The organism is Nonomuraea sp. NPDC050556 (genome assembly GCF_044457355.1).
GTDB lineage: Bacteria > Actinomycetota > Actinomycetes > Streptosporangiales > Streptosporangiaceae > Nonomuraea.
Window position 1 is genome coordinate 734,884 of record NZ_JBITGU010000002.1, and the last position, 12,104, is coordinate 746,987.

The window sequence follows — 12,104 nt, forward strand, 5'->3', positions numbered from 1 at the left end:
TCTGGTATGAGGCTGACAAGCAGACGCGATGTCCAGGAGAACGCTTGGGCTCAGATCACACACCCTGACCGAAGGCGAATTAGACACTGACGTACTCCTCGGCTATGGAGTAGATCTTCTTTGCCCACACAGCTCCAATATAACGACCTCGAAGTAGCTCCTTGAACTCCACATCGAGCAGCACATCTTGGATCGAACGTAGGCTTGTTCTAGCAAGGGCGATCTTCTTCTTCTCAGGGATTTGTAGGTCGCTAATGGGGCGCTGCAAGATCTCATGGTAAATCGACTTGTCCGTGAGCGGCTTTCCGCACTTCATACAGAACTGCGCATCTTCACTAACGCGCGGCGCACCACACGCACTACACGGCGTTAGGTTGAGGGTACAGCGTGAGCGATAGTCCTCACCCAGGAAGGTCTCGGGCCTACCTCGCACGAGAGCGGCAGGTGGGCGCTTGAGCAGTGCGCCTACTATCTCGCGGGCAGCAGGGTTACGGCCCAACGCCAAAGCATTGGCGTTAATTACGAAAGACGAGTGAATTTCGTATCTTTCGAACACTCCTGCGCTACCCCTGGACTGGGAATCAAGTGTCCGAATAATTCCTGCATACGCCATTAGGTCGACGACCTGCTGGAACTCTCTTGCGAGAGGGCGTCTAGGAGCTGTTTCTTGGATCTGCTGACTGTGGGTGTTGTTGTTGTCACGATTGGTTCATGGGTCGTGGAGATCTGACGAATGCCGAGTGGGAGCGGTTGATTGCGTTGCTTCCCGAGGCCGGTCAACGTGGCGGCCGGTGGAACGATCATCGGATCACCATCAATGGGGTGCTGTACCGGGCACGTACTGGGCTGCCGTGGCGTGATCTACCGGAGCGGTTCGGGCCGTGGATCACGGTCTACAAGCGGCATCGGCGCTGGTCGGCGGATGGCACATGGGAACGGCTGCTGACGGCGGTCCGCGCGGCCGAGGACGCGGCCGGCCGGGTGGACTGGGACATCTCCGTGGATTCCACCACCGCGCGGGCGCATCAGCATGCGGCCGGGGCATCGCGTGCCAGGCCCGCGATGGTCGGGCAAAAGGGGGCCGGTGGGGGGACAAAGCACCTCGATCCGGTGCTGGCCAGGCTGGCGGACCGGCTGGTGGAGGTGGTCAGGCTGGGGAATGCCTAGGCAGGTCCCGCGGCGGGTTCACCACGAAGATCCACCTGTCCGCTGACGGTCGCTGCCGTCCCTTGTCGGTGCTCTTGACGCCCGGCCAGCACGGCGACAGCCCGCAGCTACGGCCGGTACTGGAGGCCATCCGGGTGCCGAGGCTGGGGCCAGGCCGTCCCCGCACCCGGCCCGACAGCCTGGCCGCCGACAAGGCCTACTCCTCCCGCGCCAACCGCACCTACCTGCGCCGCCGCGGCATCCGACACACCATCCCCGAACCTGCAGACCAGCAAGCCAACCGACGAAAACGCGGGCCGGCCGGCGGCCGACCGACCGGCTTCGACATCGAGCGCTACAAAGCCCGCAACGTCGTCGAGCGGGCCATCAACCGGCTCAAGAACTTCCGGGCCGTGGCCACCAGATACGACAAGCGCGCCTACATCTTCCTCGGCACCGTCACCCTGGCCAGCCTGATCATCTGGCTCCGAACCTGATCCAGGAAACAGCCCCTAACCCCAACTGTCGCGGTCTTTTGGCCGACGATCTTCGACGCATTGAAGCGAGTGAGGCTACCAAGAAACGAGTCCTCTAGGCGGCGCCCCTCAGCAATTAGATTCGAATAGCGCGGAATCTTCTGGCCTGTGCTTTCAAATACTGCGCGCGCGATTGCTACATTTCTTTCGATGGCCAGGTCAGCTCGCCGTCGCGTTGGCGGCTTATGAGATCCTTCATCCTCGTCGTAATCGAGAACCTCTTGAATCATGGTAAGGAAACTTCTCGGCATCCCAAAGGACGCGAGCGCCAGATACTGAAGAAGTTCGGACCGCTCCCCACTGAACTCTTCATTCATCTCGGCAGGCAGACGCCTAGTCAACACTTCTTGCATTGTTTCTAGAAAGGCGGGGTCATCGGCTCGATACCACGCCTCTAGCACCTCTGCATCATGTCCGATGTGCATATTTGCGGAGTAATTGGTGACGCCTGGATAGACAGCTGCCTTCGGGGCTACAACCCGGGTTCGCAGTTGTCGAAATATCTCGAAAAACTCTCTTTGCTGCTGGGCTGAGAAAGCATGCGCCGCATCGTCGAACAGCAGGACTGCGCGCTTGCGGCCAGCCGATGAGACATAGTTATTTATGTGCGCAATCAATTGTGTAGGCGACACCCTGCGAAAGTTTTCCGGAACGTTTCCTACTTCCAAGTCTTCGATAAACTCAGAGGCCTCCGTGAGGTGATCGAGTGTCTCATTCGATACCGTATTAAGCGCCACTGTATCGGTGTCGCGAAGTCCAATGATGACCTTGGCGATCACCCATTGCCGAAACAATTCGGTGGCGTCCGGGCGCGCCTTGAATATTGGTTCGAGAGCAAGGTGTTTGGCGTAATTCACGTAAATGGGAAAAACATCACTGCTATCAAGCAGCTGAAAGTAGGCCGTGCGCATCAAGGTGGATTTTCCAGAGCCGCGAGGCCCGATCAGAAGCTTCGCGCCCGTAGCCTTTAGCTTGGCTACCACTTTGGTCTCACGCTCTGAGAGCGCGGTCCAAGACTCTAGCTCGGTACGTGACAGGTGCTCAGCACGCGCCTCGAAGATGTTTCCAGCACGCTCATCATGTAGCATCGCGTCTCCTGAGCCCACACAGTTACAGGAACTCCACTAATAGTAGTAGAGGTGGCAAGGTGGCCGTGCGCCTCCCGATCGCCTCCTAGCGCCCGTCATAGCCATGCAGGCGGCTACATATTGACATAAACCCGGCATTTGTCCTCAAGTGCGGGTGCACTTACGCCGGCGAACCTGGGGTGTCAATGGCTCAGAGAAGCCTTGCCTGCTCTCACGCGCCGGCAGTGGTTGCCGAGCGACGTCTTACAACTGGCGCGGCTCTCGGATCGCTAGGTCGTAGTAGACCGCCGTAGATGGCCTGGGACGATCGGCGCGCTGAACTTCGTTCCTCAACCCTGGCCCAGCGAGTGAGGTGTGCGCTTGACCACGTACCGGCCACGAGCTTCAGGCGAGCGATATGCGTGTATGGTCTTGGCAAGCCAGATGCGTGGGAAATCCTTGCAGGTCAGCACATTGGGTCCCGGTGCCCATCTCCCCTCGGAATCGAACTCCCATGAGCCGAGCTCATCGGTGTGTTCTGTTCGAGATTGGAACGCATACCGCGCTGACTCACCGCGGGAGCGCGATCGCGTGATGATGGCGAGGTCCTCAGACGAGCGCTGTCTCTACCTGGGTGAACCATCTCGAGCTCTCAAAGCCTCACGTTTGGTGCTGTCACTACAGGAGAGATCGAGGTGCAGTATAGATCGTTTCTGTCGCTCCTAGCCCTGTCTCATCTTTGCCGCAATCGCCCGCGCCCTCGCGCTACTGATCTCAAGTTCTCGACGGAGGTTCTCCGCCGAGATGGGACGACCATGGTGGGACTGATGACGCTCGTCGGCGCGGCAGGCACGGTCCAGCAAGACGGAGTCCGACTCCGTCGGACCGCGACTGGTCCGCCCTGACGACTGACGGGGTGTGCGACGAGGGCGCCTGCCCCGCTGGTCTTCTGACCGGTCCGACTCTTGCTGAGGTTCTATGGATAGCCCCCCGAAGTCGGACCCCGCACAGTAGATCTGACGCAGCAGACCTGGTCCGACTTCGGACCAACCAATGAGAAGGAGTGGGGCCACCGCATCGACGGCCGCCCGCCCGAACTGGCCCTGAGTAACTGGCTCGGCCACGTTGAGCGCGAGCGTAGCCAGTCCGGAGAAGACGAGAAGGGCACGCGCGGGCCGTAGTCCGACTGCATGGGGAGTGCGGAGGGTCAGGTATTGGATGCCGAGTAGCAGTCCGACTACCGACAGATCCACAGCCGGTCCGACCAAAGGCGCGATCCATGCCGGGACGCCGAGCGAGCTGGCCAAGTGCCAGACGTTGCCGAAGCTGAAGGCGAAGGTGAGCAACGCGATGAGCGCCATCACCAGCGTCACCGTTCTGGCGATAGACCTCTCCACTGCCGGATTGGGCGGCTCAGGTTCTCGGACAACGGAGAGCGGGGCGGAGCCACCCTCGGGTGATGACCCTCTCGTGAGTGGGGTAATGGAGGAACTCGTCATCGCTGCGCCTCACCCCGGCTTGCCCTCCGGCCACCTCGCGGCTGAGGAATCGGCCTGATCACCTCGAGGATGGAGTGACGCATCCACCCCACGCCAGCCCGAGACCCCTCTTCGGGGGAGCTTGCCGGGCGTTCCCTAGTTGTTGATATCTCGCAGGGGGCACAGGATCTTGACCAGCGGTTTCTAGCCGTTGACCAGGAAGAACGGCATAGGAACGGGCGGGTCTCCAGTCTCATGGAGTCCCGCCCGTTCTCGTTGACGCTCGCCGGTTACGGACCCATAGCGGACCAAGCTGGGTCGCCCCTGAAGAGCGCCCCCTTAGCGGCGCGTGATGCACCGCTGGTTCAGCGGCGGTCGATCCAGACGTCGGCATATCCCGCCATGCAGCGGTGGTAGATCCTCTGCAGCACCTCGACGCTGCGCCCTGCCCATTGCGCCGCCTGGGCGGCAGGAACACCGGTGAACAGGCGCCACGTCACGCCGGCATGGCGCAGGTCGTACGGCCGCGCCATCAGCGGCGAGTCGAGCTGATCCGGGGTGAGCACCAAAGCGCGTACCTTTTGCCAGAGCTTGGCGGACGTCGACTTGGGGACGGGCCTGCCGCTGTCGGTGAAATCCTTCCGACCTCCGGTGTGGAGGCTTCCAGAATGATCAGTCCCCATCCGCTCTCGGGGGGTTTGCAATCGCGCAGGCGAAGCCGCTTCACCTCCGCGGGGCGCATCATCGCGTAGTACATGCAGCCGAAGAACGCCACGAACCGTGGCCCCTGCTGTCGGCCGATGTAGCTGCAGATAATCAGGGCTAGGGTTGGCGACAGCGCGGGGATCTACAGCGTCGTCTCCTTGGGGCTGCCTTTAGTCCCGCTGGACCTTTTCGCTGTCGAGAGGGTTCTCCTTGAGGCGCTATTCGGCCACCGCGAACCGAAGGGCGTTGTAGAACACCCGCCGCATACGCCGGTGATACTCCGCCGACGCCTCCGAGCCGTCCAAGAGGGTCGCGCAAGCATTCATCGCCTTGGCCACGACCTTCGGCTCTTCCAAGCGCTGATCGGCAGGGATGCCTGCCGCAGCCATGCCAGAGCCGCCGCCACTCCTCTTCGTTCCGAGAAGGCAGCAGCGCCCATCTGAGCGCGCTACGCATATCGCTGATGTCAGGGGCCCACATCAACGCCGGGGTTACGGTGAGCATCCGTTCAGGCCGGCGTCAACGGGCTGGGGCAGAACGGTCGCGTCGTCACGACCGCCGTACTGATCATGGCGGCCGGGTTCGGCGGGTTCGTGTTCATGGACGATCCCATCATCAGGTGCACCGGACTCGCGCTGGCGCTCGGGGCGTTCGTGGTCCGTCTGACCCTGGTGCCTGCGGTGATGGCCCTGCTCGGCCGCGCGGCCTGGTGACTGCCCCGGTCTGTCGACCCGGTCCTGCGGAACCTCGACGGCGAGAGCGTGTACGGGGACCTGCCCGCTCGGCACGGCTCCAGGGACAGGGTGAAGATCTGAACCTCTATACGCACGGCGATCGGCCGCCGCGCGGCCGTGCCGTACTGGCGCGTGGTGGGGCTACAGGCTGCGGGCGGTGATGTCGCCGTTGGAGGTGGTGGCGCGGATGTCCAGTACGGCGGTGCCGTTGTTCTTGAGGGCGTTGCTGATGCGGCCGTAGGGGGTGCCGGCGTCCAGGGTGGCCGAGACGCCTGCGGCTGCGGCGACTGTGATGTTGCCTGACTGGGTGGTGAGGACGACCGTGCCGCCGGTGGCTTCGGCGATCCGGATGTCGCCTCGTGCGGTGGTGATCTCCGCGGGGCCGCCCAGGCGGCCGACCTCGACGTTGCCGTCGGTGGCGGTCAGGCGCAGGCTCGCGGTCTCCTCCAGCTTGATCTGGCTGTAGGCGCCCTCGAACACGACGTCGCCGAGGCGGCCGGTCGTCTTCAGCTCGGTGGCGTCTGTCCTGGCCTCGATGTGGGAACCGGTCGGCAGGGCGACCGTCACCTCTACCGAGCCGGTGGAGCCGAGGTACTGGTTCTTCGTTGCGTACTCGATGCTCAGCACGCCGTCGGTGTAGGTGACCGTGGTCTGCTCGGCGGCCTTGACGTCGCGGGACTTGGCGGGGTTCGCGGGCAGGACCTCGACGGTGGTGTCGGTGCGGTCGGTGGCGACGAACTGGACACGCCCGGCGGGGATGTTCAGGACGGTGGTGATCGGGGCGGCGGTGGCGAAGGTGTTCATGGTTGGCGCTCCTTGATGAAGTGTCTACATGGCTCGGGCTGCGGCCACGTGGCCGCTATCGCTGAGCCGTTCATGGCCTTAGCTTCGCCGGGCGCTCTGATACCGGGCCCACACTGTCCTGACGGCCCTCTGACACCGCGCGCAGGGCCGGGGTTCTCTTCCGGGCGCGACCATGCCCTTTCCTGGAGGAATTGCTCGATCACCGGAGGTGGCGGTTGGGAGCGCCGGGATACGACGTGGCGGCATCCTCGCCAAGGAAGCCGGGCGTGGACGGTCGGCGCTGCCCAGAGCATCCAGGTTCACAGGGCCTAGGCTGGCCGGATGAGCCTTCTCGAAGAAGTGGCGGAGCGTGACCGCTGGCGCTGCTGGGTGTGCGATGAGCCGGTCGATGCCGACATGTCGGTGAACGACCCGCGTGGCCCCAGTGTCGACAGTCGCACCGCTGACCGGAAGACCAAGGTCGTCCCGAGGCTCGCGCACCGTGCCTGCAACACGCGGAAGGGCGCGGTCAAGGTGGTCATCGCCTGGCCGGACCGCCTGCACGTGGCAGACCCCGCCCCGCTGATCGCCGTGGCTGAGCGTCTCGAACGGAAGGGCGGCCGCGAACTGGTCGGCCGCTGCCTGAGCAAGAAGGACGCCCAGGAAGCGGCCGACTGGCTCGTCGACCGCTTCTCGCGGCTGGTTCCCGGGCTGCCGGTGACCGCGAGCGTCGACGCGGGTGGCGGCCAGTTCCTGGTCGCCCTGGCCACTGGCCGCCGCTGAAGAGCGAGGCGAAGCCGCCCTCGGGTGATGACCCTCTCGTGGGTGGGGCAATGGGCGAACTCGTCATCGCTGTGCCTCACCCCGGCCAGCTCGCGGCTGCGGAATCGGCCTGATCGCCCCAGGCCCCTCGCTCCCTGGTTGGCAAAGGGTCCTTAGCAGCGCTTGATCGGGTCTTCACGTGGTGCACGGCTGGGTCAGCGGCGGTGGGTCCAGATCAGGCCGTTGCCGCCTGAAGCGCCCACTGCCCATACGGAACCGGTCTCCGGCTGCAGGGCTAGGTCGCGGACGGTCGCGCTCCGGTTCAGTGGGACAGGGAAGGTGCCTGGCTCTACCGTGTCGGGGGTTATGTGGAGGAAGGCGCTGCCGTAGACGATCCAGGCGCCGCCCCTGCCGTCGGGTTCGGCCTGGGCGTGGCGCTGGATGCCTGGTTCGCTGCGTACCTCGAAGGTGAAGCCTCCCAGGTAGCCGGTCAGTAGCAACGTCTCACCGCAGGTGGCGGTGCCGCAGGGCCAGGAGGCCCAGCCGACGGCCATCACCCGCGCGGTCTCGCCGTCCATGGCGACGTCTGTCAGCTCCGAGGTCTGGCCCGGGTGTGTGGAGGGAATCGCGGGGAGGGGGACCGTGCGCCAGGCTTTGCCGTTCCATCTGGCCAGTGCCGCCGTGCCCCGCAGCGAGCCTGCCGCCCACTTCCCGTCGAGGCCCTTGACCGTGATCGGGGTGGGGACCTTGCGCCACACCGACCCGTCCAGCCGGCGCAGCCTGGAGTTCTCGATGACCCACAGGTTCTTGCCGATGGAGTACGCACGGTCCACCCGGCCGTAGGGCCAGCGCTTGACCTGCCACCGCTTGCCGTCCCACCGGGCATATCGCGACGTGCCGAACGCCCAGACCCTGGTGTCGGACGCCGACGCCAGGTGCTTCACGCGGAAGCCTGGTCCGGTGACCCGTTTGAAGGACTTCAGCAGGAGCGGCTCGTGGCCCCTCGTCCCGGCGACCCAGACCGCCCCGCCCGGGGTCACCGTCACCGCGTCGTAGGAGTCGTGGCGGGCGTCCTGAACGACGCTCCAAGGGGGAGCGAGGAGAAGGGCGACGGCGGAGGTGATCAGCATTCCCACATGGGTGAGACGCGCCTGCAGCACGAAGGGTTGGCACGGCCCCTATCGCCGCGCCGGTACTCCGGTGAGGCGGCCGTGGATGTCGGCGAGGAGCTGTGCCTCCTGGTCGACCAGGTAGAAATGGTCTCCGGGGAAGGGCACCAGAGCGAAGTCGCCGGTCGTGACGTCCGCCCAGTGCCGGACGTCGGGCAGGGGGGTCGTCACGTCCGCGGTGCCGGTGTAGGCGACCACGGGGACGTTGAGGACGGCGGGCGCTTCCCGGCTGTGGGTTTCTACCAGTTTGAGGTCGGCCCGGATGGACGGCATGGCCAGCTCGCGGAGGCCCGGGTCGGCCAGCGCGTCCGCGTCCAGCTGGCCGAGGCGGCCGATCTCGGCGATCAGTGATTCGTCGTCGAGATGGTGGATCTGCCGCCGTCGCGGGCGGTGGGGCGGGGTCTGGCCGGAGACGAGGAGGGACTGCACCTCCACCCCGTGCTCCTGGCGCAACGACAGGGCGATCTCGTAGGCCACGCTGGCGCCCATGCTGTGGCCGAACAGGACCAGCGACTCGTCCAGGAACGGCTCAAGTGCACCGACCAGCTGCCGCACGAGTTCCGGCATCGCGGTCACGCAGGGTTCCAGGAAACGGTCCTGGCGGCCGGGGTAGCGGACCGCCAGCAGGTCGACGTCCGATGCCAGCCGCTGTGGCCAGGAGCGGAACAGGCTGGCGCCGCCGCCGGCGTGCGGCAGGCAGACGAGTCGGGTCCGCGGGTGGGCCACTGCGGGGGCGAAGCGGCGGAACCAGGGCTCGATGGTCATGTTCTCCTCGATCTTCATAGGTCACCTGGCGCGGCGGCGGTACCGGATGATCGACAGCGGGGCGAACACGAGGACGAGCGCCCCCGTCCAGGCGAGGCTGTGCAGCACGGGTATGGTCGCCGATCCGCCGGTCAGCAGGGCACGGGACGCGTCGACGATGGACGTCGTGGGGTTGATCTCGCTGAAGACCCGCAACCAGGTGGGCATCGTCGCCGGATCGACGAACATGGAGCTGCCGAACTGCAGGGGCAGCGTCCAGAGGAACCCGATCGACTGTACGGTCTCCGGATTCCGGATCGCCAGTCCGACGAAGGCCGACACCCAGCAGAACCCCATCCCGTAAAGCATGAGCAGGGCCAGGGCCCCGAGCGCGGACAGCAGGTCGGTCTCCACCCGGAAGCCCATGATCAGCGAGAAGAGGAACATCACCATCAACCCGAGCAGCATGCGGCACATGTCGGCGAGGATGTGGCCGGTGAGCACCGCTGACCGGGCGATGGGCAGCGTCCTGAACCTGTCCATCAGGCCGTTGGAGAAGTCGAACGACAGCCCGATCCCGGTGGACCGGGCGGCGAACGTGACGATCTGCACCATGATCCCCGGGATGAGGAATCGCTGGTAGTCCGCCGACCCCTTGCCGATCGCCCCGCCGAACACCCAGACGAAGATGAGCGTGATCACCAGCGGCATCAGGATCGCGTCGAGCAGTTGCTCTGGGTCGTTGCGCAGCTTGATGAGGTTGCGCCGGGCCAGCGCCAGCGAGTGGCGCAGGGTCGCGCCCAGCCCGATCCGGGCTGACGGGACCGGGATGTCGAGCAGCACTGTGGAAGTCATACCGTTGTCCGCCCAGGAACGTCGCTGGTCAGGGAGAGGAACACCTCGTCGAGGCTGGGCAGGTGGGTGTCGATTCCGGCCAACCGGAGGCCGGCCGCCGCCAGGGCGTGGATCGCCTCGGTCAGCTCCGCGTCCCCTCCGATGGGGAGCGCCACCAGGCCGTCGTCGACCAGGGTCATGGGGGTGCCCGAGCCGATGCTCGCGAGCACGGTCGCCACCGCCGCCAGGTCCGCCGGATCTGCCGGCCGTACCTGCAGGACCTGGCCGCCGACGGCCGCGCGCAGCTCGGTCGGGGTGCCCGTGGCGACGATCTGGCCGCTGTCGATCACCACGATCGCGTCGGCCAGCGCCTCGGCCTCCTCCATGTACTGGGTGGTCAGCAGCACGGTCGTACCGGCGGCCACCAGCAGGCGGATCTCGTCCCAGAGGCTGTTGCGGCTGCGCGGGTCGAGGCCGGTGGTCGGTTCGTCGAGGAAGAGCACCCGGGGGTTGCCGATCATGCTGACGGCGAGGTCCACCCGCCGCCGCATGCCGCCCGAGTAGGTGCGCACGGGCCGGCGTCCCGCCGCGACCAGGTCGAAGCGTTCGAGAAGCTCGTCGGCCCGCCGGCGGGCGGCGGACGGGGACAGGTTGAGCAGCCGGCCGACCAGGTAGAGGTTCTCCCGGCCCGAGATGCTCCCGTCCACCGTGGCGTACTGACCGGTCAGGCCGATCATCGTGCGGACCTGCTGCGGTTGTCGTACCACGTCGTAGCCGTGCACCTCGATGCGTCCGGCGTCCGGACGGACCAGGGTGGCGAACATGCGGACCACGGTCGTCTTGCCTGCGCCGTTGGGACCGAGCAGACCCAGCACGGTGCCTGCCGGAACCGCGAGATCGACGTGTCGTACCGCCTCTGTCGTGCCGAAACTCTTCCTCACGCCTTCGGCTCGTAGCGCGTAGCTCAGTCCGTCGATGGCCATAGGCGTGACCCTAGCCACGGGCGTTTTCGTCTCCCTATCAGCGCCGCCGCCGGGCGATCCGGAACCGATAACGAGAAGGAACAGGCCGTCCCTAGCGTGGAGCCGATGGGGACCCATGTTCACGGGGTCCCGGACGATCTATCCCGGAGGTCCCGACATGACGGTGGTCACACCTTCCGTCACAGCGCCCCTATCTGTCGAACTCAGTGCGGATGACCGATCATCTGTCGCCCAGGTGGCCGAGGCGTTGTGCGGCCCCGGCACGTTCCAGGTCGACGATCCCAGCTGGGTTGCCCGAGCCAGGGCTGCCTGGGAGGAGTGCCCGGTCGGCCTGCGCCAGCCGCTTCGGGCGTTTCGCCGCGATGCCGGCCCGCACGGCGCGATGATCATTCGCGGGCTGCCCGTGCCGGAACGCACGCTGCCTGACACGCCTTCCGTGGCTGGCTCGGTGCAGAGGTCCGCGACGGTTCCGGCAACCCTGCTGATCATGGTTGCCGCCGGTCTCGGCGATCCCGCCGCGTTCCTGCCGGAGAAGTCGGGATCGCTGGTGCAGGACGTCGTCCCGGTGCCCGGCAAGGAGGAGTTCCAGGGCAACGTGGGCTCGGTGCTGCTGGAGTGGCACAACGAGAACGCCTTCCACCCGCACCGGCCCGACTACGTGATGCTGCTGTGCCTGCGCTCCGACCACGAGCAGATCGCAGGCCTGCGTACGGCGTGCGCCCGCCAGGTGCTCCCGCTGCTCAGCGAGACCGCCCGCGCGGCGCTCTTCGCCGACGAGTTCGTCACAGCGGCGCCGCCCTCGTTCGACCTGGCCGACAGCACCGTACGGCACGCGGTACTGACCGGCGCCGAGGAGGATCCGGACATCCAGGTGGATCTCGCCGCCACCACGGGGCAGACTCCCCGGGCCAGGATGGCGCTTCACGAGCTGCGTGTCGCGTTCGACGAGACGGCGCTGGTGCACCTGCTCAAGCCGGGTGAGTTGGCGATCGCGGACAACCGGATCACGGTGCACGGGCGGACCGCGTTCCAGCCGCGCTACGACGGCCGCGACCGCTGGCTGCAGCGGACGTTCGTGACGAACGACCTGCGGCGCTCCCGCCACCAGCGGCCCGCCGACGGATACGTCCTCATGTGACGCACAGAAAAATAAGGGGGCGAAG

At 65.8% G+C, this 12,104-nt stretch carries 12 protein-coding genes and 1 pseudogene; 4 read left to right on the forward strand and 9 right to left on the reverse strand.

Translation table 11 applies throughout. The features are described 5' to 3' along the window. Positions 1-79: 79 nt before the first annotated feature. On the reverse strand, positions 80-613 hold the full coding sequence (locus ACIBG8_RS21595) for a zinc ribbon domain-containing protein (RefSeq protein WP_397344649.1): 534 nt from the start codon (positions 611-613) through the stop codon (positions 80-82). A gap of 98 nt (positions 614-711) precedes the next feature. Between ACIBG8_RS21595 and ACIBG8_RS21600 the strand changes: the two are divergent. Continuing rightward, positions 712-1,643, forward strand: a pseudogene (locus ACIBG8_RS21600) (IS5 family transposase). On the opposite strand, the gene ACIBG8_RS21605 reads toward ACIBG8_RS21600, so the two are convergent. The 3 genes from ACIBG8_RS21605 to ACIBG8_RS21615 form a co-directional block, all read right to left on the reverse strand. Continuing rightward, positions 1,586-2,770, reverse strand: a complete 1,185-nt coding sequence (locus ACIBG8_RS21605) for an AAA family ATPase (RefSeq protein ID WP_397344650.1) — start codon at positions 2,768-2,770, stop codon at positions 1,586-1,588. The pseudogene ACIBG8_RS21600 and the gene ACIBG8_RS21605 overlap by 58 nt on opposite strands. Positions 2,771-3,471: 701 nt before the next feature. Then, complete coding sequence (locus tag ACIBG8_RS21610; RefSeq protein WP_397344651.1) at positions 3,472-4,248, reverse strand: DUF2637 domain-containing protein; 777 nt, start codon at positions 4,246-4,248, stop codon at positions 3,472-3,474. Positions 4,249-4,592: 344 nt separating this feature from the next. After that, on the reverse strand, positions 4,593-4,793 hold the full coding sequence (locus tag ACIBG8_RS21615) for a hypothetical protein (RefSeq protein WP_397344652.1): 201 nt from the start codon (positions 4,791-4,793) through the stop codon (positions 4,593-4,595). A gap of 708 nt (positions 4,794-5,501) precedes the next feature. On the opposite strand from ACIBG8_RS21615, the gene ACIBG8_RS21620 reads away from it, so the two are divergent. Further along, a complete protein-coding gene (locus ACIBG8_RS21620; RefSeq protein ID WP_397344653.1) occupies positions 5,502-5,645 on the forward strand; it encodes an MMPL family transporter in 144 nt (47 codons plus the stop codon). Between the two features lie 162 nt (positions 5,646-5,807). On the opposite strand, the gene ACIBG8_RS21625 is transcribed toward ACIBG8_RS21620, so the two are convergent. After that, positions 5,808-6,470, reverse strand: coding sequence for a DUF4097 family beta strand repeat-containing protein (locus tag ACIBG8_RS21625; protein WP_397344654.1), 663 nt, complete (start codon positions 6,468-6,470; stop codon positions 5,808-5,810). Positions 6,471-6,791: 321 nt separating this feature from the next. Between ACIBG8_RS21625 and ACIBG8_RS21630 the strand changes: the two genes are divergently transcribed. Continuing rightward, the gene (locus ACIBG8_RS21630; RefSeq protein ID WP_397344655.1) at positions 6,792-7,232 is read left to right on the forward strand and encodes a hypothetical protein; all 441 of its coding nucleotides are present in this window, start codon (positions 6,792-6,794) and stop codon (positions 7,230-7,232) included. Positions 7,233-7,426: 194 nt separating this feature from the next. Here the strand turns inward: ACIBG8_RS21630 and ACIBG8_RS21635 are convergent, their stop codons facing one another. Genes ACIBG8_RS21635 through ACIBG8_RS21650 form a run of 4 tightly spaced genes read right to left on the reverse strand, consistent with a single transcriptional unit; the run spans position 7,427 to position 10,941 of the window. Continuing rightward, the gene (locus ACIBG8_RS21635) at positions 7,427-8,341 is read right to left on the reverse strand and encodes a hypothetical protein (RefSeq protein WP_397344656.1); all 915 of its coding nucleotides are present in this window, start codon (positions 8,339-8,341) and stop codon (positions 7,427-7,429) included. Between the two features lie 48 nt (positions 8,342-8,389). Further along, on the reverse strand, positions 8,390-9,163 hold the full coding sequence (locus tag ACIBG8_RS21640; RefSeq protein ID WP_397344657.1) for a thioesterase II family protein: 774 nt from the start codon (positions 9,161-9,163) through the stop codon (positions 8,390-8,392). Between the two features lie 3 nt (positions 9,164-9,166). Next, on the reverse strand, positions 9,167-9,979 hold the full coding sequence (locus tag ACIBG8_RS21645; RefSeq protein WP_397344658.1) for an ABC transporter permease: 813 nt from the start codon (positions 9,977-9,979) through the stop codon (positions 9,167-9,169). Beyond that, positions 9,976-10,941: an ATP-binding cassette domain-containing protein gene (locus tag ACIBG8_RS21650; RefSeq protein ID WP_397344659.1), complete on the reverse strand. Its 966-nt coding sequence runs from the start codon at positions 10,939-10,941 to the stop codon at positions 9,976-9,978. The genes ACIBG8_RS21645 and ACIBG8_RS21650 overlap by 4 nt, the downstream gene beginning before the upstream one ends. Positions 10,942-11,098: 157 nt before the next feature. On the opposite strand from ACIBG8_RS21650, the gene ACIBG8_RS21655 reads away from it, so the two are divergent. After that, positions 11,099-12,079, forward strand: a complete 981-nt coding sequence (locus tag ACIBG8_RS21655) for a TauD/TfdA family dioxygenase (RefSeq protein WP_397344660.1) — start codon at positions 11,099-11,101, stop codon at positions 12,077-12,079. Positions 12,080-12,104: the final 25 nt, after the last annotated feature.